This is a genomic window from Mycolicibacterium phocaicum (assembly GCF_010731115.1).
Lineage (GTDB): Bacteria > Actinomycetota > Actinomycetes > Mycobacteriales > Mycobacteriaceae > Mycobacterium > Mycobacterium phocaicum.
Map to the genome: position 1 here is coordinate 5,699,964 of NZ_AP022616.1, position 23,099 is coordinate 5,723,062.

A 23,099-nucleotide genomic window follows, 5' to 3' on the forward strand; every position below is an offset into this window, starting at 1 on the left:
GCGATGACGACCGAGATGACAACCCGGCTGGATCAGCCTGGCGCCCGGACACTTTCGATCGGCTTCGGCCTCCTCATGGTCGTGGTGGCCGGTGTTCAGGCCCAAGGCGCGGCCGTCGTCGTTTCGGTGCTGGCACTGACGGCGGTGGTTGCCGGGTTTGTGTTTCGGGCCGCGGCGACGGCGGCTGTGCTGCTCACGGTCGTGGTGATGGCGGTGTCCGACTCGCCACCGTTGGTCGCGGCGCTATCGGGCCTGTGTGCGGCCGCGTATCTGCTGTTGCGGCATGCGGCGGGCTCCGGTGTGGTCACCACCACCGGGCCGACATTGATTGCCATGCTTGGCTTTACCCTCGCCGGGGTGGTCGCCACCGCGGTGAGTCTGGACCTGCCGTGGTTGCCGCTGCTCGCGCCGCCGGCGGTGGTGATCTACGTGTTGGCCTTGATTCCTCATAGTTCCGCGGCACCGTAACAACGTCGGCGATCAGGTGTTCAACAACACTTCGGTCAGCCGCAGCGCGACTCTCGCGCGCCGGGAGGCGAGCTGCCGCGCTGAGCGCTGAATCTCCGCCGTCTGTTCGGTCCGGATGGTCTGGTAGCGCTGGAGTGCTGCGGCGACATCACCATTCTGAGCCTCGGTCAGTTGACGCGCGAGCTCGGCACCGTCCTGGATCGCCTGATTGGCACCCTGCCCGCCAAAGGGCGTCATCGGATGCGCGGCATCACCGAGCAGGGCGATACGTGCCGTCGTCCACTGGTCGATGGGGTCGCGGTCGTAGACCGGATGCATGTACACCGGACCGATTGCGCCGCGGATCAGCTCGCCCACGACGGGTTCGAAATCGTCGAATTGCGTTGCCAACGCTGCCAAATCCGCGCGCGCCGACCACAGGTGCAGCGGTGGTTCGTCGACACCGAGGGTGGCGTCGATCGCCACCTGCCGGCCCGCGCGCACCGGCATCGCGATGACGTGTTTGGCGTAGTCGGCCGAATGCCACGAGCGCAGCCGGTCGTTGGGGCGGCCGCCGAAGCGGTCGACGGGACTGACCGCACGGAAGATCACCGAACCGCAGTAGTGGATTTCGTCATCGCTGAAGAGCCCGCGCACGGTGGAGCGCAGCCCGTCGGCGCCGATCACCAGCGGAGCCCGCAGGTCGGTGCCGTCGGCGAAAGTAAGCGCGACGTGATCGTCATGCTCGACGAGCCCGGTCAGTTGATGGCGCAGGCGAATTCGGTCGCGGCCGAGGTGCGCCACCATCAGGGCATGCAGATCGGCCCGGTGCACGGTGCGCGGCGACAACTCGGCATCCGCGTATCCGAACCGGCCGTGCTCAGAACCGATTTCGGGGATCGTCGCGTAGTCGGTGACGGACTCTACGTGACCGGCCTGGTCGTGCGTCTCGAAATACCGCGTCGCCGAGGATATCTGGTTGAACTGCTCGAGCATGCCCCATTCGCCGAACTGCCTCAGCGTCGGTGGCGAGATGCCGAGCGGTCCGCCGACCTCGCCGAGCGCACGGGTCTTGTCTACCACGATGACGTGGTGGCCGCTGTGCCGCAAGGCAATCGCCGCGGCGAGTCCGCCGAGCCCGGCGCCGACGATGACGATGGGTGCGGTGCTGGTGTGGTCTGACACGGCATGTGCCTTTCTACAGATTGGTGAAGCGCGCCAGGCCCTCGGCATCGAGGGCGAGCCGGGGCACGGTGTCTGGTCGGTGGCTGACGACGGTCCGCACGTTGCCGATCGGCAGCCACAGCCCGTCGTGAACGAGCCGGCGCTGGATGTCGTGCACCAGCTTTTGGCGTTCGGTGGGGTCAGGGCAGTGCAATTGCGCGTCGAGCAGGTCGTCGAGGTGATCGCGTTCGGTGCGGCACATCGCGTTGCGCTGATCGACCGCGAACTGATAGCGCAGCGCATCGGGATCGATTGCGGTGTAATAGAAGAACCGGAAATCGTAGGTCCCCGTCTGCTGGCGCGACCGGAGTTCGCCGAACTCGACGTCGCGGAGTGCCAGCTCGATGCCGTGGTCGGCCCATTGTTCTGCAATGGCCGACAACAGTTCGCGGTCGATCGGGGAGAACGAACTGTTGAACACCACCTCGAACCGCAACCCCTCGGCGCCGGCGGCTTCGAGCAGTCGCCGTGCCGTCGCCGGATCGTGCCGAAGCTGCGCGGAGCAGTCGAGGTGGTGCAGCGCGGTCGGCGTCAGCACCGAGTTTGCGACGGTGTAGCCGCACGACTGCAGAATCGGGCGTAGTCGCTCGCGGTGGATCAGCAGCGACAGCGCGCGCCGGATTCGGGGATCGGCGAGCGGACCGCGGGAGACGTTGGGGCACAAGCCATAACTGATTCCCGGGTGGTGGATTTCGGCGGTGAGAAAGCCGGCTGTGGCACCGGCGCGCACGTCGGCCGGTCCGTCGTAACCCGCGCCGAACAATAGGCGGTGCCTGCCATTGGTGAGGCATCCCGTATCTACCGGCACCCACGCCCCAGTGCCCAGGCGCACGTCACCGGCAGACGGCTTGCTGGCCGCCAGGTTCACGCCGGCCAGGCTGTGCAGGAACGCGGCGTTGTGCCGCTCGAACCGGAACACGACGGTATCGCCGTGCGATTCGACAGCGGACAGTCCGGCGAGCGCAGCAACAGCCGACGGCAGGGGAGTGCTGGCCGCGAGATCAGTCATGATGTCGCAGAAGCTGTTTCGGACGAGGTCGGCGGTCAGCGGGACGCCGTCGGAGAACCGTCGGCCGGGCGCAATGGTCAATTCCACCGTGAGCGGATCGGGACGCGACCAGACCGACGCCAGCCACGGCCGCACCTGCGCGGTGACCGGGTCGACGTCGACGAGGCTCTCGAATACCTGTCGCACATAGGTTTTCGAGATTCCGTTGTAGGCCAGTCGGGGGTCCGTGGTGAGCTGCCCGGGCGGCCAGACGAAAACGATGTCGCGCATCACCGCCGGACCTCTACACGAGTGACCGGCCGTGCCGCGACGGATGCAATGAGGCCGGCGGCGGCGATCGACACCCCGGCGAAGACGAACAGGCGGTGCGCACTCTCGAAGCCGCCGATTGCCGTCGCGCCGACCGACACCCCGATGGCCGCCCCCAACGCCCGCAGGTAGTGGTACACCGCCGAATCAAACGTGACCCGAACGGAATTCGTCAGTACGTTCGTGGCCAGTGAACTCCATAGGAAGCCCATGGCGCCGCCCATCACCGTGGCGCCGATCAGCAACGAACCCATCTCGTCGGCGGTCACTGCGACCCAGCAACCGGCCAGCGCCAGGCACGCCGCGCCGTAACCCACCAGCCGGATGTTCTTCGCGGTATCGCCGGGACGGCCGAACTTCGAAATCGGCAGCAGGCCCGCGACCACCGCCATGGGTACCAGAACGAGCGCGGCCCGGTAGGAGCTGAACGATTGCATCCGTTGCAGGACATAGATCACCACCAGGGTGAAGACGTTGGTCGCGATGCCCGCCACGAACACGATGATGAGGCTGCGGTACAGCACTGGCCGCCGGCCTCCGTCTCCCGCCGACGATCGGCAGGTGCCGATGACCACGACGCCCAGCCCCGTCGCCAGCGCGCTGAGCAGGACCTTGGTCGCTGGCTCGCTGGCCGCCCCGATCGCGAGGAAGATGACGACCTGCGCCAGGCCGACACCGATGATCAAACCCCCGCCCCGGCGGGAGTTCTCGGCCGTGGCGTCGGGCTCAGGTGCCCTGCCATGTGCGCCCCACGCCAGCAGTGGAATCGACACGATGGTGGTCAGCACTGTCTCGTACGGGAAGGCTCGCCAGCCCCACGTGTCGTTGAGTACCGCGGTGATCAACGGCGAACACAGCGCCGATGCTGACACCACCAGACCCCAGGTGCCCAGGAAGGCCGTGTGGTGATCGGGATAGAACTGCTGCCGTGCGATCCGGAACAACTGCGGTGCCAGTACGGCCGACGTAGCGCCCTGCAGGAACCGGACGAGGACGAGTACAGAGAACGACGGGCTGAGGCTGGCGGCGATGCCGAGTACCGCGAGCGCTGCTGAACTGACGTAGAACGTGGTGATCGGCCGGCAGCGGTGCAGCCGCAGGCCGGCCGGCAGCAGGGTCGCGCAGAAACCGGCCAGGAAAGCCACGCCGACGTACGCGGCACGGCCGTAGGGCAGATGGAAGAAGTCCGCGATCGACGCGTTCAGGAGAACGGTCGCGGAGGAATTCGAATAGAGGGTGTACTCAGCGAGGTACAGCGACGCCGCAACGGCATAGAGAGATGGCTTCATTTCTCATCACAGGAAAAGGGAACGTTCGGGCAGCGAGAATCAGCGCGCGAATTTGTTCAGCGGCGCCAGGCGGGCGCGGTTCCAGATCGAGGAGAGAAAAGACGGGGTGCACGACGAGTACGCCCGCACCATGGGTGCGGGAGCCTGGTCAGAACGAGCACCCACGCGGGCGACTATACCGGGCGGCGCCCGCTGGACCCCGTTGCGTGAGGTCGAAATCCCGAGGATGAGGTTTGCCGGAAACGCGCCACGGCGAGGTGTGTGGACGGGATACTGATTGCTGAACGGCTGGTATTTGCTGGTCAGGCGTTTGTCTTACTTTCCTGCATGCAGGTAAGATGCGTAGATGCTGATTCGCCAACTCCGTAGCTCCGGCGTTGCCGGCGCTGCGGTGCTGCTGACCGTCACGGCCCCGCTCATCATCACGGGTGCGACTCCGGTGGCTGCTGCCGACGACTGCCCCGACGCCGAAGTCATCTTTGCGCGCGGGACCGATGAGCCGGCGGGGATGGGCCGGGTCGGTGATGCCCTCGTCGACTCGCTGCGTAAGCAGGCCAGTGGCCTGATCATCCGGTCGTACGCGGTCGACTACAAGGCCACCATCACACAGCGGCACAGTGGTGAGGGCGCCAAGGATGCGATCGAACACATCAAATCCACCGCGGCCGCCTGTCCCAACACCAAGATCGTTCTGGGCGGCTATTCGCAGGGCGCGAGTGTGGTCAACATTGTGGCCGGTTTCTCCGGTATCAACTGGGGTAGCCCGCTGCCGCCCGAGTACACGAAGAACATCGCGGCCGTTGCGACGTTCGGCAATCAGGCCGACCGTACCGACGGAGCGCCACCAACTCAGAATTCGCCGCTGAGTCCCAAAGCGATCGACCTGTGTAATCCTGCCGACCCGATCTGTCACGCCGGTGCGGGCAATTCCTGGAGCGGTCATACACAGGGTTACGTCCCTGCGTACACCGATCAGGCCGCGGCCTTCATCGTGTCCAAGCTTCTCGCCGGTTCTCCTCGGACAACGCCCGGGTACGGGGCGCTGCCGGGTCCGCCGCCGGGGTATGGCGCACTGCCCGGCCCGCCGCCGGGGTACGACCCGCAATCGGGCTATGGCCTGCAGCCGCCCAGCGCGGTCCCGTCGACCGCACCCACGTCAACGCCCGTGCCGGCGTCGCCGTCTCCGGTACCCGGTTTGGTCTGACAGCTATGTGGTTGGGCGGCAGGGTATTTGACCTCGTTGGCCTTGACGCTACGACCGAAGCACGCACGCGTGGCACCAGAGTTACTGTGGGGCAAGGGGTCTGGCTCGCCGCGGGATTTACGTTGCTGGCTAAATGACGACGAAAACCCTTGAGCTGTAAGCACGGCAAAGTCCTGAAGAATTGCTGTACGTAGCGCATTGTGCGGCGTACGCTTTCCCCAGCTGCGCCGGGTGCGGCCTGCCTCGGCGCAGTGCGAACTTCGGGAGCAACCATGTTGGCCCAGGGATTTGATGTCGTCATCGTCGGCGCTCGATGTGCCGGCTCGCCGCTGGCCACGATGCTGGCGCGGCAGGGTGTGAACGTTGCGGTACTCGAACGCGCGACATTTCCGCGAGACACCCTGTCGACCCACATCTTCGAGGCCGACGGGTTGGCTTTCCTCGATCGGCTCGGCGTGACGGATCAGCTGCACGCAACCGGTGCGCCGTTCATGATGCGGTCCAATTCCCGCGCCGAGGACTTCCGATTCAATGTCGAATGGCCACAACGCGCAGGCGATGTCGGAGGTAGTGCCTCGGTCCGGCGCACCCTGCTCGACCCGATCCTCGTCGGTGCCGCCGAGCAGGCGGGGGCTGAAGTGCGAATGGCTGCCGATGTCACGGGCCTGGTGCAGGACGACGGCCGGGTCACCGGCGTGCGCGTCCGGACTCGCGGCCGGGAGGACGAGCTGCGTGCCCGGCTGGTCGTCGGCGCAGACGGTCGTAACTCGACCGTCGCCAATCTTGTTGCGGCACGGAAGTACAACGTCGTGCCCAATCAACGGTTCGCGTACTGGGCTTTCTTCGAGGGCGCGAACATGCCGGCGGAACCGACCAATGTGTTCCATCGGTGGGCCGACAAGTTCGTGATCAGCGCCGCAGCCGACAACGGGCTGTATCAGGTCATCGTGATCCCCGAGTTGAGCGAGCTCCCGCGATTCCGCGCCAACCTCGAACGCAGCTTCATGGAACACGCCCTCAGTTGTGAACCGGTGGCCGAGGCGCTCGAGGGTGCTCAGCGGGTCGGCAAGTTGTTCGGGATGGTCCACTACAACGGTTTCTTCCGGGACCCGTGCGGGCCGGGGTGGATGTTGGTCGGCGACGCCGGCCATTTCAAGGACCCGGCGCCGGGCCGGGGGATCGGTGACGCGTTCGCACAGGTCGACGCGGCGGTGCCGAAAATCATGGCGGGGCTGGGCGGTTCACTGGAGGTGCAGGACGCGGCGCTGACGATGTGGGGCCGGTGGCGCGATCACGAATTCTCCGATCATTATTGGTTCGCCAACGATCTGGGCAAGGCGGGCCGAGTGCCGGCCGTCTTCCCGCAGATGGTGGCGGACCTGCACGACAAAGGGCAGATCGGGCGGTTCCTCGATCTCTTCACGCACCGGGAGAAGCCGTCGCAGGTGCTGAGCCCGGGCCGGTTGTTCGGCTCGGCGGGGCGGCTCCTGCGACGCAGACCTCAAGGCAGGCGCGCCCTGATGAACGAGGTGCGGACGCTGGTCGGCGAAAATGCGCGTCATCAGTTCCTCAACCACCGCCACGCGTACGCGACGGCGGCCGAGGCGCTGAAACCCGCTGGTGCGACAGAGGTTGACGCCACCAGCACAGCGTGAGCGCCTGTCAGGTCAGGGTGTACGACGTCATCGACAGCGACCCGTAGGTATAGCCGTCGACGAGCACGTGCGCAGGGGTGTCGGCGGCGGCGCACAGCCCGGCGAAATAGAGCATCGGGATGAAGTGGTCCGGTGTCGGTGCGGCGGCGGCGAAGTCGGGATGTTCCCGAAGGCGCAGAATGTCCGCGGGTGCGGCGGTCAGCAGATCGGCCGCTGCATCGTCAAACCTTGTGGCCCAATCGAATCCGCTGTCGGGAAGCCGTGTGTTCATGGCCCGCAGGTTGTGCACGATGTTGCCGCTGCCGACGATCAGCACGCCGCGGCTGCGCAACTCGGCCAGTTGTGCGCCCAGCGCGACGTGTTCCTCCAGCGGCTTCTCGGCGTTGATCGACAACTGCACCACCGGGATCGAGGCATCCGGGAAGGCATGCACCAATACCGACCAGGTGCCGTGGTCGATGCCCCAGCTGTCCCGGTCAGCGCCGACCCAGGTGGGTTTGACGGTCTCGGCGATCTCGTCGGCCAGCTGGGGCAGTCCCGGCGCCGGGTACTGCACACCGAACAACTCCTGTGGGAAGCCGTAGAAGTCGTGGATGGTGCGGGGCTGCGCCATCGCGGTGACCGCGGTGGCGTTGATGTACCAGTGCGCACTGATCACCAGGATCGCCCGGGGCCGTGGCACCGACTGGCCGAATTCCGTCCATGCGGCTGTGTACCGGTTGCGTTCCACGGCGTTCATCGGACTGCCATGCCCGATGAACGCGGCGGGCATGACGGTGGGCAGGTCGACTGATCCGGTCATTGTCCGATCAACGCTACCGACATTCCTCCCGGGTTGCCGCTCGGGCGGCAGCGCGACCCGCTCGCCGACCGAAGAATGAACCCGCGCCCAACTGGGTGCCGCTGGAGTACCCCTTGGCGTCCTGCGCGATGGTGGACGTACAGGCGCCGGCGGCATACAGCCCGGCAACGGCGCTGCCGTCGTCGCGTAGCACCGCGCCGTCGGCCGAGATCGCCAGGCCCCCGAGGGTGAAGCCGCTGTAGAACGCCTTGCCCAGACTCAGGTCGAATGCCGCCCACGGTCCGACGTCCTGTGGCTCCAGATACGTTGCCGCCTTGTGGAAGTCGGGGTCCTCGCCGCGGGCCGCGTAGGCGTTGTACCGGTCGAGCGAGGACTGCAACCGGCCGGCCGGGATACCGAGGGCCGCTTCCATCTCGGCGACCTCTTCCCAGCCGTCGATCAACTGAACCAACGGCATGGTCGGCATCTCGACATGTCGTGAATCGACGACGAGGTACGCGACGCTGTCGGGCTGCTCGAGGGCGAAGGCGGAAGTTCTTGCGTGATAAGAGTCTTCGGCGACGAACCGGTCCCCGTTGCGGTTCACGATCAGACCGGTGAGGAGTGTGGCAGGCGGATAGACCGGGGCTGTCATGAACGCCTGGTCCAGGTATTTGGTTGCGGCACCGACAGCTTGACCCATGCGGATACCGCTGCCGTCGTCATAGGTGCTGCCCAAGGCAAAGACGCGCTCGTCGGCCAGTCGCGGCACGTGCGCCGCCAGCATCTCGCGGTTCATCACGAAGCCGCCGGTGGTCAGGACGACGGACTTCGCCCGCACTGCACCCGTCTCACCGAAGTGCTTCCAGGTTGCGCCGACGACCCGGTCGCCGTCGACGACGAGGGCGGACACCCCTGTCTCGTAACGGATTTCCACGCGGAGTTCGCCCAGTCGCTCGACGAGAAGCTTGACGACCATGCCCGCGCCGCCGGTATCGCCGGGTACCGGGACCTTGTGGCCCCGTGGTGCCGGAACCGCCTGCTCGCGGAACGGCCACACCTGCTCATTGCCGGTGTACATCAGGCCCTGCGTCTCCGGCTGAATGACGGCCTTGTGCGGGTAGTAACTGCGCTCGAACTCGAATCCGAGAGCTTCCAGCCACCGGAAATGTTCGGCACTGCCGCCGCAGTAGGCGTTGATCAGTTCCGGCACAGGCTCTTTCGAGACGGCAGTCAGATAGGCGGCCATCTCGCCGGCGGAGTCGTTGTGGCCGCTGGCCTCCTGTACCGCGGTGCCGCCGCCGAGATAGAAGTGGCCGCCCGCCATCGCCGTGGTGCCGCCGGCCACCGCGGCCCGCTCGAGTACGAGCACACGCGCGCCCGCGGCGGCTGCTTCGACGGCCGCGCATCCGCCTGCCATGCCGAGTCCGACAACGAGTACGTCGACCTCGTCGGAGAACGACGAAATACTTTGTGCGGAAACTGTTTCCGGAATCATCACGCACCTGCCGCGGTCTTCTTGATGTGCTCGAACATCGCCCGAATCTCGGGACTGAACTCGCCGAGTTCGATGTATGGCACCCCGGCCGATGCTCCGTCGATATAGGCGAAACGCATCAATCCACCGGACATCTCACCCTGTTGCACGATGGCCAGCCCCTGTTCCTGTGCCGACGCCACGGCCGCGTCGAAATCACCTGGTTCGAAGCACACATGGTGCAGGCCCGGTCCGCTGCGCTGCAGGAATTCGGTATAGATGCTGACGCCGCGCACCGGCTGGATCAGCTCCAGCTGCATGTCGCCCGAGTAGGACATCGAGATGTGGGCGGTGAAATCCGCCGGCTCCCCGTGGAGGCGGCAGGTTTCCGGCCCGAACTCGATGTTGGGCAACCGGACCCATGACCCGACGCCGAACTGCCTGCTCAGCAGCTGCTCGGTTGCCTCGATGTCTTCAGTGACCCAGGCGGTTTGGCAGATCGGTCCATACGAGACGGTCATGGGATTCCTTCCGGGAAGCCGGCTGTGCGACTGGACGACCAACTCAAACTAAGCGCTACCGCTTAACTGGTCAAGCGTTGGTGATTGCAATCTGAAGCGCAAGAACTACACTGAGGCCTGTGAGTCGGACCGATGCACGCACGCAGCTGCTTCTCGCCGGCGAACGCCTGATCGCGGAATTCGGCCCCGAGGTGTCGCTGCGCGACGTCGCGGTGGCTGCGGGGCAGCGGAACAATTCGGCCGTCCACTATCACTTCGGATCACGAGATGGCTTGATAAAGGCCATCATCGGTCATCGCCAGGCCCCCTTGGAGCAGGCGCGGCTGACGCTGCTGGCCGAGCACGAAAGTGCCGGGGAGCCCGACGACAGCATCACCGCCCTGGTGGCCATCCTGGTCGAGCCGCTGTTCGATACTCCGTATTCCGACGGATCGAGCCACTACGCCCGTTTTCTCGAACGCGTGCGCAATCATCCGGTCATGGCCGAGCTCACCCTGACGGCGGAGCAGTGGCCGGCCACCCGGATCCTCACCACCCGGCTGCTGCGGGCCCTCGATCACCTACCGGAAGCGCTTCGGCGCCAACGCATGGCGGCGATGGCGTCGGTCATGTACACGCTGCTCGCCGACCACGAACGTCACGTGGAGGAGCATCGCGACGCGGTCCGCGGTGCCCTGAGTGAGGCCGAGGCAAGGGACAACATCGTCGCCATGGTGGTCGGTCTGCTCACCGCACCGATGCCCGCCCTGATCGAACCCCGGTGAGAACAACGATGGAGGAACGCATGTCGGTCACGGACCAGGAGCAGCCAGACGTCCGGCAGATCGAGGCGGGGGAGAACCCGACCAGGTTCGCCCGCGGCTGGCACTGCCTCGGCCTGATCCGTGACTTCAACGACGGTGCGCCCCATCAGATCGACGCGTTCGGTATGTCGTTGGTGGTCTTTGCCGACAGTCAGGGCCGGCTCAACGTGCTCGACGCCTACTGCCGGCACATGGGTGGCAACCTCGCGTACGGCAGCGTCAAGGGCGACTCGATCGCGTGCCCGTTCCACGACTGGCGCTGGGGCGGTGACGGCAAATGCACCTTGGTGCCCTACGCCAAGCGGACGCCGCGGCTGGCGCGGACCCGGTCGTGGCTCACACTCGAACGCAACGGACAACTGTTCGTCTGGCACGACCCGCAGGGCAACACCCCGCCGCCGGAAGTCGACATCCCCGAGATCGAGGACTACGGCACGGACGCCTGGACCGACTGGACCTGGAACATTCAGCTCATCGAAGGTTCGCACTGCCGCGAGATCGTCGACAACAACGTCGACATGGCGCATTTCTTCTACGTGCACTACGCGTTTCCCCGGAACTTCAAGAACATCTTCGAAGGCCATGTCGCCACCCAGGTGATGGACTCGACGCCGCGGGATGACATGGTCGTCAGCACCTTCCACGACCCGACGTCCATTCTCTATTCGGAGGCTTCGTATTTCGGGCCCTCGTACATGATCGACCGGCTGCGCAGCGTGTCCAACGGAATGACCGTCGAGACCATCCTGATCAACTCGCATTACCCGGTCAGCCCGAACTCGTTCGTACTGCAGTACGGCGCCATCGTCAAGAAGCTGCCGGGTATGACCGAGGCGGAAAACGCCGAACTCGCACGGACTTTCATCGAGGGTGTGCAGACCGGCTTCGAGCAGGACGTCGAAATCTGGAAGCACAAGGCCCGCATCGACAACCCGCTGCTCACCGAGGAAGACGGCCCGGTGTATCAGCAGCGCCGCTGGTACGAGCAGTTCTATGTCGACGTCGAGGACGTGACACCGGATATGACCGACCGCTTCGAGTACGAGATCGACACCACGCATTCCATCGAGAGCTGGGAAGCCGAAGTGGCGGACAATCTGGCTGCCCTGGCGTCGGGCTCTCTGTCACAACAGGATTCAGCCTTCACCGGATTGGCTGTGGCCGAGTAGGGCGGCCACCAGGTCGAGCGCGGTACCGATCTCGGGGGCGCCGCCGCCCAGCAGCGGCGCGTACAGATGCGCGTCGCACATGCGGATGAGCGCGAGGCCGAAAGTGGCGGTGGGTAGCGGCAATTCCATTCGGCCGGCGGCTACCTCGGCGTCGAGGAGTTCTCCCACCAGGCGACCCGCGGTCTGTTCCACGAGTCCGGGCAGCAGCATGAGCCGCACGATCAGGAGCGGCTCACGCTGCGACACCGCCTGCAGCGGTTTGGCGTCGACAACCGCATTCAGAAAGCGGTCCATCACCGCAAGGATGTATTCGGTGCCGCCGGGTGGTTCGGTGTCGGATCCGGCCTCGGCGGCCATGTCGGCGACGGTGCGCCGAAAGGTGCGTTCGGTGGCCTCGGCCAGCACGATGGCCAGCAGGTCTTCCCGGTTGCCGACGAGCCGGTAGAGGGTCGAGCGACCGATGCCGAGTTCGGCGGCCAGTGCCGACATGTCGACCGGCTCGCCCGCCAGGTAGAGCCGGGTCGCCGCGTCGACCGCGGCCTGGCGGCTCAAGGCCGTGCCCAGTCGCGTGGACGGGGCGGGCGTCGTCGAATCAGCTCCGGACATCCACCCATTATGGGACATTGCGCCGCTGTGTGCCAGTGTGGCACACTTCGGCTATGTGTCCCACATCGTGGGGCCATGTCCCGCCAACCCCACGAGGAAGTTGACATGAGCACGCGATTCGAAGGAAAAACCGCGATCGTCACGGGTGCCAGTCGTGGCATCGGATATGCCATCGCCCAGCGTCTGGTCGACGAGGGCGCCAAGGTGGTGATCACCGCCCGCAAGCAGGAAGCGCTCGACGCTGCCGTCGAGGCCCTCGGTGGCCCCGATGTCGCGCTGGCCGTGGCCGGCCGCGGCGACGACACCGAGCACCAGGATGCCGTGGTGGCCAAGACCCTCGAAAAGTTCGGGACCATCGACTATTTCGTCAACAACACCGGCATCAACCCGGTGTACGGGCCGCTCATGGACATCGACATGGACGCCGCGCGCAAGATTCTCGAAGTCAACGTGCTGTCCGCCCTGTCGTGGGTGCAGAAGGTGAACCGGGCCTGGCAGCGTGAGCACGGCGGCGCGATCGTCAACGTCGCCTCCATCGCCGGGCTGCGCCCGGCCCCTGGCATCGCAATGTACGGCGTCTCGAAAGCCGCGGTCATCCACCTCACCGAGGAGCTGGCTGTCGAGCTGGGCCCGAACATCCGCGTCAACGCCGTCGCGCCCGCCGTCGTCAAGACGCGCTTCGCGACGGCGCTGTACGAAGGCCGCGAAGAAGAGGTCAGCTCGCACTACGCACTGAAACGCCTTGGGGTGCCGGAAGATATCGGCTCGGTGGTGGCGTTCCTGCTGTCCGACGACGCCGGCTGGATGACCGGTCAGACCCTGACGATCGACGGCGGCGTGCTGCTGGGCGGCGGCGTCTGATGGCCGCCGACACGCATCTCGAACTGCCGGGGCTGGACCTGGACCGCCTCGGTGCGTGGCTGTCGGCCACCGTGCCCGGCGCCGGTGCCACGCTGTCGGCGACGTTGATCGCCGGTGGCAAGTCGAACCTGACTTACCGCGTCACAGATGGCGATTCGTCGTGGATCGTCCGCCGGCCTCCCGTGGGCGAGTTGCTCGCCACGGCCCACGACATGAGTCGCGAATATCGGATGATGTCGGCGCTGGCGCCCACCGCGGTGCCCGTGCCCGCGATGTACGGATTCTGCGATGACGCTTCCGTGCTCGGCGCACCCTTCTATGTGATGGCCGAGATCGACGGCACGCCCTACCGGCAGGCCGCCGAACTGACGGCGCTGGGCGCCGAGCGCACCCGGCTCATCTCGGAGCGACTCGTCGACACCCTGGTCGCGGTGCATTCCGTCGATCCCGCCTCGGTAGGGCTCGCGGACTTCGGCCGGCCCGAAGGGTTCCTCGGGCGTCAGGTCGGCCGGTGGCACAAGCAGTTCGCGGCGGCCCGCACCCGGGACCTGCCCGTCATGGAAAAGCTCTATGACGCGCTGTCGCAGCGGGTTCCGGCCGATTCGGCACCCGGCATCGTGCACGGCGACTACCGCCTCGACAACGTGCTGTTCGATTCCGCGGACCGGCCCGCCGCCGTCATCGACTGGGAGTTGGCCACCATCGGCGACTCGCTCACCGATCTCGCGCTGATGGTGGCCTACGGGCGGTTGGCCGCATCGGGCAACGGGGAGGTCTCCGATGTCAGCGAAGCCCCCGGCTTCCTGACCGAACAGGAGATCATCGACCGCTACCACGCCGGAATCGACCGTCCGCTAGGTGATTTCGGCTTCTACCTCGGTCTCGCCTTCTTCAAGATGGCAGGAATCTTCGAAGGTATCCACTACCGCTATGTCAACGGGCAGACCGTCGGTGACGGATTCTCGTTCGCCGGTGACGCGGTGCACTTCCTGCTGGACGCCGGCCTCAACGCACTCAAGGAGCACTGACATGGAATTCGCGTACGACGCCAAGACCAACGAAATGATTGCCGAACTCACGGCGTTCATGGAAAGCCACGTCTATCCCGCCGAGAAGACGTTCCACGAGCAGCTGGGCGCACTGGACAACCGGTGGGCGTGGGACAGTGTCCCGGTTCTCACCGAGCTGCGCGCCGAGGCCCGGCGTCGCGGTTTGTGGAATCTGTTCCTGCCGGGTCAGAAGGGCGCCGGCCTGACGAACTTGCAATATGCGCCGCTGGCCGAAATCACCGGCCGCAGTATTCAATTGGCGCCCGCGGTGTTCAACTGTGCCGCTCCGGATACCGGCAACATGGAGGTGCTCAACGAGTTCGGCACCGAGGAGCAGCAGCGCCGCTGGCTCGAACCGTTGCTCGACGGCGAGATTCGGTCCGCCTTCGCCATGACCGAACCCGACGTGGCGAGCTCCGACGCCACCAACATCGAGCTGTCGATCGTACGGGATGGCGACGAGTACGTCATCAACGGCCGTAAGTGGTGGATCACCGGCGCGATGAATCCGAACTGCAAGGTGTTCATCGTGATGGGCAAGACGGACCCGACCTCGGAACGCCACCGCCAGCAGTCGCAGATCCTGGTTCCCCGCGATACGCCGGGACTCGAGGTGCTGCGCCCCATGGAGGTGTTCGGGTACGACGATCACGACCACGGCGGCCACGCCGAGCTGCGGTTCACCGATGTGCGGGTGCCGGTGTCGAACCTGATCGGTGAAGAGGGTGGCGGGTTCGCGATCGCCCAGGCTCGCCTCGGCCCGGGCCGCATCCACCACTGCATGCGGGCGATCGGTGTCGCCGAGCGCGCCATCGAGATGATGTGTCAGCGCGCCGCGAGCCGGGTCGCGTTCGGCAAGCCGCTGGCCGAGCAGGGCGTGATCCGGGACTGGATCGCCGAATCCCGCGTGCGCGTCGAACAGCTGCGGCTGTTGGTGCTCAAGACGGCCTGGCTGATGGACACCGTCGGAAACCGCGGCGCGCACAGCGAGATTCAGGCCATCAAGATCGCCACGCCGCTGACGGTGCAGTGGATCCTGGACAAGGCCATCCAGGTGCACGGCGCCGGTGGTATTTCTCAGGACTTCCCGCTCGCCGCCATGTACGCGGGCATCCGGACCCTCCGATTCGCCGATGGGCCCGACGAGGTGCACAAGAACGCTCTCGCCCGGACCGAGCTCAAGAAGCACCTGGCGCGCTGACCGGCGCGCGTTGGTGTGGCGGCGTTCCTGCTGGGTAGGGGCGCCGCTCACCCGCATCTTTATTTGCATCAGAAATGACGATTAAATAGCGTGGTCATGTGCGGTTGACCGGTTTCAGCGACGTCGGGCTGCGGATTCTGATCCGGCTCGCCGCTGAAGACGGCCGGCAGCGGATTTCGACGCGGCAGATCGCCGAGGACATGCAAATCTCGTACACGCACGCGACCAAAGCGTGTGCGCACCTGGCGGCGTCCGGGTGGCTGGACGCCGACCGCGGTCGCGGCGGCGGCCTGGCTCTCACCGCAGCCGGCCGTACCGCCCGTCTGGGCGACGTGGTGCGGTCGCTGGAAGACGATGGTGACACCGAGCTGGTCGACTGCAGTGGGCTGGACTGCCCGCTGCAGTCGGCATGTCGGCTTCGCACCGTGTTGGCGCAGGCCAAAGCGGCGTTCTATGCGTCGCTGAACACCACCACGGTCGCCGACCTCGCGCAGCCGCCGACCAGGAACCTGCTCATCAGCCTCGGCGCCCTGACCGCGCAGATCGATTCCCGCGCCGATTGAACCGAGCGGCCCGCTGGATCGTGGTACCCGTAACCGCTGCGCAAGGGGATCACGATGCAACTGTCCGCACGCCTGCCCACTGCTCTCGCCGCGACCGCCGTCGCCATGGCCGTCATCGCACCGGCGCCGCCCGCCCCGTCTGCCTCCGGCCATGCTTCTCCGCCGGCCGTGACCCGGGAAATCCGTTTGGCCGCAACAGTTCCACCGGGCGGGCTGATCACCAGCTTCGTGAAGAACCAGGGGATCTACTGCTCCATCATCTGCCCGCTGCTGGCGCAGACCGTCACCACAGGTGTCACCACGACGCTGCAGGAGCCGGGGGTGTTCCTCGCCGCATTGTCGGCGAACGGACCGCTAAAGGCCCTCGGCATCGCCGCCGCGTCGATGACGGGACCCACGGCCGCCGCCATGGACAAGGCCATCGATGCCGACGCCGCCATTCCGGCGAAGCGGGCGCTCAACGCTTTCGAAGTCGGCGTGGTGGGTCTGCTCAACATTCCTCCCGCGATCGTCGGTGGGCCGGGCGCGGTGCTCAACGCGTTCCAGCAGTTCCGCCAGCAGACCTACGACGCGCTCAACGCGCCTGTCGTCCGGAATCCGGAGCCGACGGTCATGCCGCGCGGCGTGTTGCAGGTCGCGGTGATCGGCGTGATCAATGTGGTTGCGGCCGTGATCTTCCCGGGCTTCAACTTCTTCCTTGCCGGCGCGTTCCATGTACCTGACGCCGTGGCTCGGGAACTGGCGAACAGCGGCAACCCGCTGCGCGCGTTCATGGCGGGTGTCCAGACGGCGGGTGGCGTGGTGACCAACGCCGCGAACGTCGTCGCGAACACCATCGTCACCGAGGCGAACAAGGTCCGCGCAGCTGCCATGCAGCCCGGTGCCTTCACCCCGGTGGCGGCGCCGAAGCCCGTGACGACGTCGGCCGTCACACCCGAGGTCACCATCGCCCAGACGCCGCCGAAGAAGCCGAAGAAAACGCCGCCGTCACAGTCATCGGGGCAGTTCCCCAACCCGTTGGCCGGGCTCGCCAACGGTCTGACGAAAGCGACGAAGGCACTGACGCCCAAGCCCGATCCCAAGTCGAAGCCGGACGCCAAGGCTGGTCTTCAGCCCAGCGACCGCGGCGCCCAAACCGGACTGCCGTCGCGCCCCGCCTTGCGCGCCAACCGGTGATTGCGCCCCCGCAGCAGCCGTAATTGCAAGAGCGATTCGGTCCAGAACGCCCAGCGCGGAGGCGACGTCCAGGTCGCGTCGAACAGTTTCTTGGTGGCGGCCAGCGCGTCGGGGGACCGCTCGATCAGCTGGGCGGCCAGCTCCTCGGCGGCCAGCAGCGGATCGTCGGCGACGGCGGTGACCAGTCCGTAGCCCAGGGCATCGGTCCCGGAAAACACCTCGGCGGTCATGGTGAGCCGCTTGGCCACATCCATCGGCAGGAGCTCGCTCAGAGTCACCGACCCGGTCATGTCCGGGATCAGGCCCCAGCGGGCCTCCATGACCGACAGCTTGCAGTCCGGCGTCGCGATCCGGAAGTCCGCGGCCAGGGCCACCTGCAGGCCGCCGCCGTAGCAGTGGCCGTGTACGGCCGCGATCACCGGAACCGGCAACTCGCGCCAAGCCCAGCAGGCCTGTTGGAACAGGTTGGTCTTCTGCCCCGGGAACTTGCCGAAGTTGCGCACGGCGCTCAATCCCTGCAACTTCGCTCCGGCGAAGTCCAGCCCGGTGCAGAACGCCCGCCCGTCGCCACGCAGAATCACGACGCGTACAGAACGGTCGCGAGCCAATCGATCGGGGACCGTGGCGAGCGCCTCCAGCATCGGCAGGTCCAGGCTGTTCATCTTGTCGGCCCGGTTGAGCGTCGCGTAGGCGATGCCATCTCGAACTTCGACGGTGATCCGATCCATTGCCATGGGGGCAGGATAGTGCGGCGCTGTCGGGTACCACAGCGCCGCTCGAAGCTGTGGGTATTTGGTGAAAATGCCCAAACAGCCCCACGGTCGAGGAACCCGCCCTACTGTGCAGCGGCAACGTCAACTGCGAACTTCAGCAAACCGGCGGCGCGCCAAGGCCTACCCGCGAGACAATTCATTCCGTTTCGCGAAGACTGTGTCCGAATCCGGAATCGATACGCTACTGTGATCCGCGTGACAGGCGAGGCGCGCGCGACCATGGCGGAACGCCAGCGGGCGAAACGCGCTGAGCTGGTACGCGAAGAAGTCATCGAAGCGGCATTGGCGGAGTTCGCTGAGCGGGGATATCACCAGACCTCCATCAGTCACATCGCCAAGCGACTCGGGTCCGGCCATTCGATGTTCTACCGGTACTTCGAGAACAAGCGCGACATCGTCGACCACGCCGTGCGCCAGGTAAATGCCCGGGTGCTGGCGGCCATCGGCGACTCGACGCCGGGACGCCTGACGTCCATCACCGAATTCCGTGACCATCTTCTCGGCATCGGCATGGCGTACAGCGAACTCCTCGCCGATGAACCGCGCCTGATGCAGTTGATCGTCGTGCAGGCCGCCGGCGTCGACCAGCAGATGACCGAGGAATTCCAGCGGCTCTTCGACGACGGCGCCCGTGTGCTGGCGAACATGCTCCGGGACGGCATCAATCAGGGCTACATCCGTGCCGACGTCGACGTGCGCGCCACCGCCCAGACAATCTGCGCCATCCCCTTCGGCATCGCCCTTCGCTACGGACAGAAGCCGAGCCGCGAGGAGTTGCTCGCACAGACCATCGCAAGCAATGAACTGGTGTGCCGCGGCATCGCCACCGAGTGGCCGCAGTCCGGCCAGGAAGCGGCAGCCCGATGACCGACCAGGCACAACCAAGGGGACTGGCGAAGTGGGGCGCCATCGCCGAGGCCATCGACTGGGTCAAGCGTTATCTGCAGAACCACCCGATCGCATCGCTGAGTACCGCCGGCGGGCAGATCGTCCTCGGCCTGCGGACACTGGAGTACCTGTTCTTCGACATCGTCAAGGGCCGCTTCCAGGTGCGCGAATTCCTGGACCAGGCCGCGTTCATGGCCGGAACCGCTTTTACCCCAACGGTTCTGGTGACGATCCCGATCAGCGTCACGCTGTCGATCCAGTTCGCGTTGCTGGCCGGTCAGGTCGGTGCGTCGTCGTTGTCGGGTGCGGCCACGGGTCTGGTCGTGATCAGGCAGGGCGCTCCGCTGGTCGCCTCACTGTTGCTCGCGACGGCGGTCGGTTCGGCCGTCTGCGCGGACCTCGGATCGCGCACCATGCGTGAGGAGATCTCCGCCATGGAGGTGATGGGCGTGTCGCCGATCCAGCGCTTGGTGGTGCCGCGGTTGGTCGCACTGGTGCTCATCGGTGTGCTGCTCACGGGTGTCACGAGCTTCGTCGGCTACCTGGCGAGCTACATGTTCAACGTCTACCTGCAGAACGGCACACCGGGCTCGTTCATCGCGACGTTCTCCTCGTTCTCCACCGTCGGTGACCTCGCGCTGGCAATGGTCAAGGCCATCGTCTTCGGTGTCATCGTGGCGGTGATCAGTTGCCACAAGGGGCTGGACACCCGCGGCGGTCCGGCCGGTGTGGCCAACTCGGTGAACGCCGCGGTGGTGGAGTCGGTGCTGCTGATGATGATCGTCAACGTGGTGATGAGCCAGCTGTACGTCATCGTGTTCCCGAAGACGTCGATCTGACATGGCCGCTCCCTCAACATTCACGCCGCAGCTGTTGCGGCCGTTCACCGCGGTCGGCAACGGGCTGCTGAAGGCGGCCGGGCGCACCGGTCACATGATCGAGTTCTTCGGCAAGGTCGTGCTGGCCATCCCGACGATGTGGCTGCGCTACCGCAAGGAACTGCTGCGGCTGTTGTCCGACATCACGTGGGGCAACGGCTCCATCGTGGTGGGCGGCGGCACGCTGAACGTGGCCGGCGTGCTCGGTGTCACGGCCGGGGCGCTGGTCGCCGTCGAGGGCTACAACGCCCTGAATCTGTTGGGACTGGGGCCGGCGACGGGCCTGGTGTCGTCCTTCGCGACGACCCGAGAACTGGCGCCGGCGATGATCGCGATGGCGTTCATCGCGCAGGCCGGCTGCCGGTTCACCGCGCAACTGGGCGCCATGCGGATCAACGACGAGATCGACGCGCTGGACACCCTCGGCATCAACTCGGTGGCCTACCTGGTGGCGACGCGAGTCGTGGCCTCGGTCATCGCGGTGGTCCCGCTGTTCCTCGCGGCCCTGGCCCTGGCCTACCTGTCGTGCCAGTTGGTCAGCGTCGTGGCCGGGCAGTCCACGGGCACCTATCTGCACTACTTCGGGCTGTTCCTCGAGGGCCGCGACGTGCTGTTCGCCACCGTCAAAGCGGTGATCTTCGTGTTCATCTCGTCAACCATCCAGTGCTACTACGGCTATTTCGCCTCCGGCGGCCCGGCCGGCGTCGGCGTGGCGGCCGGCCGCGCGATGCGCGGCAGTGTCACGGTCGTGATGATCGTCAACATGCTGCTCACCATGGCGCTGTGGGGCGTCATCAGCGGTGCAAGGTTCGGTGGCTGATGGGCAACTCGTTCGACCACGACCCGCGCGGTTCGACCGACCGCAAGCGTCATCGGCTTGTGCTTCGCGGTGATCGCCTCGTTCGCCGCGGTCCTCATGGTGGTGAAATCGCAAGGCAAATTGGACGATTTCGTCCGGGTGGAGCTCAAGCTCATCAACATCGGTGACGGCCTGCCGGAACGGTCCGACGTCAAGTTCCGCGGTGTCATCGTCGGCATGGTGTCGGGTGTGACGCCGTCGCAGCACGGCCAGCCGAACGTGGTGCACGTCAACATCCAGCCGCAGTTCGCCGCGCAGATCCCTGACAACGTCACCGCGCGCGTGGTGCCCGCCAACATCTTTGCGGTGTCGGCGGTGCAGCTCGTGCAGAACGGCGACGGGGCGCGGCCCATCCGCTCCGGTGACGTGGTGCTCGAGGACCAGACCTTGCCGACGGTGCTGTTCCAGAACGTGCTGGCCAAGTTGCGCCAGCTGCTCAAGGCTGTCGGCCAGTCACCGGATGCCAACAACGTCGGTGTCTTCGCGGCCATCGCCGAGGCCACCCACGGCCGTGGCCAGAAGCTCACCGATGCGGGCCACGATGTCAATGCCGTGATGCAGCAACTGAATACGGTGGTCAAGTCCGACGACACCGGCCCGACGACGTTGTCCGCCTTGAAGGCCGCGGCCGAGAGTCTGCGCACGGTGTCGCCGGACCTGTTCACCGCGCTGGACAGTTCGGTACAGCCGATGCGGACGTTCGCCGAGAAGCGCACGCAGCTGACCAATTTCCTCTCTGGTGGCCTGAACACTACGGGCACGCTGGGTGATGCGTTCGAGCACCAGAGTGACCGGATGATCCAGGTGAGCACCGGCCTGACGCCGGCACTCGGCGTGCTGGCCGACCACGCCGGTGAATTCCACGGCGTCTCAACACGATTGCAGGCGCTGGCCAACAAGGTCTACGACGAGGGCGTCAACCAGGACACCGGCCACATCGTGTGGAAGGCGGTCATCTCGATGAACCCGTCGCGCCAGTACACCCGGGCGGACTGCCCGCGGTACGGCGCGATGGAGGGGCCGAGTTGCAAGACCGCACCCGAAACCCCGACCGCGCCCGACCTCAAGCCCGGCCTGGAATCGATGGGGATGGCAACCCCACCGTGGGTGACCGAGAACCGTCCCAACATTGCGCCGCCGCGCTTTTCGGTTCCGATCGTGCCGGAGTTCCCCGGCCCGCCGGACCCGAACGCGCCACCCGCACCGCAGGCGGCACCGGCGCCCGGGCCGCAGGCCACGCCCGTGCCCCCGGGCCCGCCGTTGCCGGCCGAAGCCGGCGCACCCGCACCTGGCGGCCAGGTGCAGCAGCAGTCCGCGCCCCTCTACGGCGGCACCGTGGGGCCGGTCGGCAGCCCGAGTGAGAAGGACCAGTTGAGCCAGATCGTCGGTGGCCCGGCCACTTCCGCCACGCAGTTGCTGCTTGGCCCGGTGGCCCGCGGACAGGACGTGCAGGTCACCCCGATCCCGGAGGGGCAGCCATGAAGTTGAAGCGCAGCACCGTCGTGTTCCTGACGCTGTTCCTGGTCTTCTCCGTGGCCGTCACGTGGATGGTCTTCGCCACCTTGCAGCGCAACGTCGCCGGGCCCACCTCGAGCTATTCGGCGATCTTCAGCGACGTTTCGGGATTGGCCGAAGGCGACGACGTCCGAGTGGCCGGGGTGCGCGTCGGCCGGGTCGACAAGATCGAGCTGACGCCGGACAACCAGGCCAAGGTCTCGTTCCAGGTGCGCAGCAATCAGACGTTGTACACCAACACGCTGGCCTCGGTGACCTACCAGAACATCATCGGTCAGCGGTACCTGGGCTTGAGTCAGGGTGAGGGCGACAAACGCAAACTGGCTGTCGGAGCGCAGATTCCGGAGAGCCGGACCAATCCGTCGTTCGACATCTCCTACATGCTCAACGGTTTCGAGCCGCTGTTCACCGAGCTCGACCCGCAGCAGGTGGACAACCTGACCAACGCCATCATCACGGCGTTCCAGGGCAACCAGGGGTCGCTGCTGACGCTGACGACCCAGGCGTCGGTGCTGACGCAGACGCTCGCGGGTCCCGATGCGGCCCTTGGGGATTTGATCGCGAACCTGGACCGGCTGATGACGACGTTGGCCAAACAGAGCACCAACCTGCAGACGATGCTGCACGAAACCTCGGTGTCGATCGCGGCCCTGAACAGCCGGCGCGACGAGCTGGTCTCGTCGGTGGGATCGATCACCGCCAACGTGACGCGGCTGTCGGCCATCGTCAACGCGATCACCCCGCAGATGCAGCAGTTCATCGACCGTGAGCCGGGTTTCCTGAAGTACAGCGTGACCGACGGCAAGGCCCGCCTGGCGTACGCGGTGGCCAACGTGCCGTTG

General features: G+C 66.2%; 23 protein-coding genes and 1 pseudogene. 15 read left to right on the plus strand and 9 right to left on the minus strand.

Annotated elements, in window-relative coordinates:
• Positions 1-3 precede the first annotated feature (3 nt).
• Complete coding sequence (locus tag G6N46_RS27445) at positions 4-468, plus strand: hypothetical protein (protein ID WP_138250009.1); 465 nt, start codon at positions 4-6, stop codon at positions 466-468.
• A gap of 12 nt (positions 469-480) precedes the next feature.
• On the opposite strand, the gene G6N46_RS27450 is transcribed toward G6N46_RS27445, so the two are convergent.
• Genes G6N46_RS27450 through G6N46_RS28995 form a run of 4 tightly spaced genes read right to left on the minus strand, consistent with a single transcriptional unit; the run spans position 481 to position 4,443 of the window.
• Positions 481-1,632, minus strand: a complete 1,152-nt coding sequence (locus G6N46_RS27450) for an FAD-dependent oxidoreductase (RefSeq protein ID WP_163693061.1) — start codon at positions 1,630-1,632, stop codon at positions 481-483.
• Between the two features lie 13 nt (positions 1,633-1,645).
• On the minus strand, positions 1,646-2,950 hold the full coding sequence (locus G6N46_RS27455) for an ABC transporter substrate-binding protein (RefSeq protein ID WP_138250007.1): 1,305 nt from the start codon (positions 2,948-2,950) through the stop codon (positions 1,646-1,648).
• A complete protein-coding gene (locus G6N46_RS27460; protein ID WP_138250006.1) occupies positions 2,950-4,278 on the minus strand; it encodes an MFS transporter in 1,329 nt (442 codons plus the stop codon). Before G6N46_RS27460 ends, G6N46_RS27455 begins: the two co-directional genes overlap by 1 nt.
• Before the next feature lie 39 nt (positions 4,279-4,317).
• Complete coding sequence (locus G6N46_RS28995) at positions 4,318-4,443, minus strand: hypothetical protein (protein ID WP_268815737.1); 126 nt, start codon at positions 4,441-4,443, stop codon at positions 4,318-4,320.
• 181 nt (positions 4,444-4,624) lie between these two features.
• On the opposite strand from G6N46_RS28995, the gene G6N46_RS27465 reads away from it, so the two are divergent.
• Together G6N46_RS27465 and G6N46_RS27470 are read left to right on the plus strand one after the other, a co-directional pair.
• Complete coding sequence (locus G6N46_RS27465) at positions 4,625-5,482, plus strand: cutinase family protein (RefSeq protein WP_064860799.1); 858 nt, start codon at positions 4,625-4,627, stop codon at positions 5,480-5,482.
• A gap of 272 nt (positions 5,483-5,754) precedes the next feature.
• Positions 5,755-7,137 (plus strand): NAD(P)/FAD-dependent oxidoreductase, encoded by a 1,383-nt coding sequence (locus G6N46_RS27470; RefSeq protein WP_061006936.1) that lies wholly within the window; start codon positions 5,755-5,757, stop codon positions 7,135-7,137.
• A 7-nt stretch (positions 7,138-7,144) separates the two neighbouring features.
• Here G6N46_RS27470 and ygiD read toward each other — a convergent pair whose 3' ends face one another.
• The 3 genes from ygiD to G6N46_RS27485 are packed head-to-tail and all read right to left on the minus strand — an operon-like array spanning position 7,145 to position 9,916.
• Positions 7,145-7,909, minus strand: coding sequence for a 4,5-DOPA-extradiol-dioxygenase (ygiD, locus tag G6N46_RS27475; RefSeq protein ID WP_163693255.1), 765 nt, complete (start codon positions 7,907-7,909; stop codon positions 7,145-7,147).
• 43 nt (positions 7,910-7,952) lie between these two features.
• Complete coding sequence (locus tag G6N46_RS27480) at positions 7,953-9,416, minus strand: FAD-binding protein (protein ID WP_138250004.1); 1,464 nt, start codon at positions 9,414-9,416, stop codon at positions 7,953-7,955.
• Positions 9,416-9,916 (minus strand): VOC family protein, encoded by a 501-nt coding sequence (locus tag G6N46_RS27485; protein WP_061005976.1) that lies wholly within the window; start codon positions 9,914-9,916, stop codon positions 9,416-9,418. Before G6N46_RS27485 ends, G6N46_RS27480 begins: the two co-directional genes overlap by 1 nt.
• A 119-nt stretch (positions 9,917-10,035) precedes the next feature.
• Here G6N46_RS27485 and G6N46_RS27490 point away from each other — a divergent pair, with 119 nt between their 5' ends.
• Together G6N46_RS27490 and G6N46_RS27495 are read left to right on the plus strand one after the other, a co-directional pair.
• Positions 10,036-10,680, plus strand: coding sequence for a TetR family transcriptional regulator (locus G6N46_RS27490; RefSeq protein ID WP_061005974.1), 645 nt, complete (start codon positions 10,036-10,038; stop codon positions 10,678-10,680).
• 20 nt (positions 10,681-10,700) lie between these two features.
• The gene (locus G6N46_RS27495; protein WP_167526444.1) at positions 10,701-11,888 is read left to right on the plus strand and encodes a 3-ketosteroid-9-alpha-monooxygenase, oxygenase component; all 1,188 of its coding nucleotides are present in this window, start codon (positions 10,701-10,703) and stop codon (positions 11,886-11,888) included.
• On the opposite strand, the gene G6N46_RS27500 is transcribed toward G6N46_RS27495, so the two are convergent.
• Entirely contained in the window at positions 11,856-12,494 is a 639-nt protein-coding gene (locus tag G6N46_RS27500; protein WP_061005971.1) for a TetR/AcrR family transcriptional regulator, read from the minus strand. The two genes, G6N46_RS27495 and G6N46_RS27500, sit on opposite strands and share 33 nt — an antisense overlap.
• 105 nt (positions 12,495-12,599) lie before the next feature.
• Here G6N46_RS27500 and G6N46_RS27505 point away from each other — a divergent pair, with 105 nt between their 5' ends.
• From G6N46_RS27505 to G6N46_RS27525, 5 genes are all read left to right on the plus strand, one after another.
• Positions 12,600-13,355, plus strand: coding sequence for an SDR family oxidoreductase (locus tag G6N46_RS27505; RefSeq protein WP_061005969.1), 756 nt, complete (start codon positions 12,600-12,602; stop codon positions 13,353-13,355).
• The gene (locus G6N46_RS27510) at positions 13,355-14,383 is read left to right on the plus strand and encodes a phosphotransferase family protein (RefSeq protein WP_064860794.1); all 1,029 of its coding nucleotides are present in this window, start codon (positions 13,355-13,357) and stop codon (positions 14,381-14,383) included. Before G6N46_RS27505 ends, G6N46_RS27510 begins: the two co-directional genes overlap by 1 nt.
• A gap of 1 nt (position 14,384) precedes the next feature.
• Positions 14,385-15,605 carry an acyl-CoA dehydrogenase family protein gene (locus tag G6N46_RS27515; protein WP_138250003.1) on the plus strand — a complete coding sequence of 407 codons (1,221 nt, stop codon included), beginning with the start codon at positions 14,385-14,387 and terminating at the stop codon, positions 15,603-15,605.
• Positions 15,606-15,703: 98 nt separating this feature from the next.
• Positions 15,704-16,168, plus strand: coding sequence for an RrF2 family transcriptional regulator (locus G6N46_RS27520; RefSeq protein WP_138250002.1), 465 nt, complete (start codon positions 15,704-15,706; stop codon positions 16,166-16,168).
• Positions 16,169-16,222: 54 nt separating this feature from the next.
• Positions 16,223-17,344, plus strand: a complete 1,122-nt coding sequence (locus G6N46_RS27525) for a hypothetical protein (RefSeq protein WP_138250001.1) — start codon at positions 16,223-16,225, stop codon at positions 17,342-17,344.
• Here the strand turns inward: G6N46_RS27525 and G6N46_RS27530 are convergent.
• On the minus strand, positions 17,278-18,072 hold the full coding sequence (locus G6N46_RS27530; RefSeq protein ID WP_138250126.1) for a crotonase/enoyl-CoA hydratase family protein: 795 nt from the start codon (positions 18,070-18,072) through the stop codon (positions 17,278-17,280). The genes G6N46_RS27525 and G6N46_RS27530 overlap by 67 nt on opposite strands.
• A gap of 264 nt (positions 18,073-18,336) precedes the next feature.
• Between G6N46_RS27530 and G6N46_RS27535 the strand changes: the two genes are divergently transcribed.
• The 5 genes and pseudogenes from G6N46_RS27535 to G6N46_RS28895 form a co-directional block, all read left to right on the plus strand.
• The gene (locus G6N46_RS27535) at positions 18,337-18,984 is read left to right on the plus strand and encodes a TetR family transcriptional regulator (protein WP_163693257.1); all 648 of its coding nucleotides are present in this window, start codon (positions 18,337-18,339) and stop codon (positions 18,982-18,984) included.
• Entirely contained in the window at positions 18,981-19,844 is an 864-nt protein-coding gene (locus G6N46_RS27540; protein ID WP_110783998.1) for an MlaE family ABC transporter permease, read from the plus strand. Before G6N46_RS27535 ends, G6N46_RS27540 begins: the two co-directional genes overlap by 4 nt.
• 1 nt (position 19,845) lies before the next feature.
• Positions 19,846-20,703 carry an MlaE family ABC transporter permease gene (locus G6N46_RS27545; RefSeq protein WP_138250000.1) on the plus strand — a complete coding sequence of 286 codons (858 nt, stop codon included), beginning with the start codon at positions 19,846-19,848 and terminating at the stop codon, positions 20,701-20,703.
• Positions 20,704-20,760: 57 nt separating this feature from the next.
• A complete protein-coding gene (locus G6N46_RS27550) occupies positions 20,761-22,224 on the plus strand; it encodes an MlaD family protein (protein WP_234880721.1) in 1,464 nt (487 codons plus the stop codon).
• 65 nt (positions 22,225-22,289) lie between these two features.
• Positions 22,290-22,961 (plus strand): annotated as a pseudogene (locus G6N46_RS28895) (MlaD family protein); the annotation flags it as partial.
• Positions 22,962-23,099 lie beyond the last annotated feature (138 nt).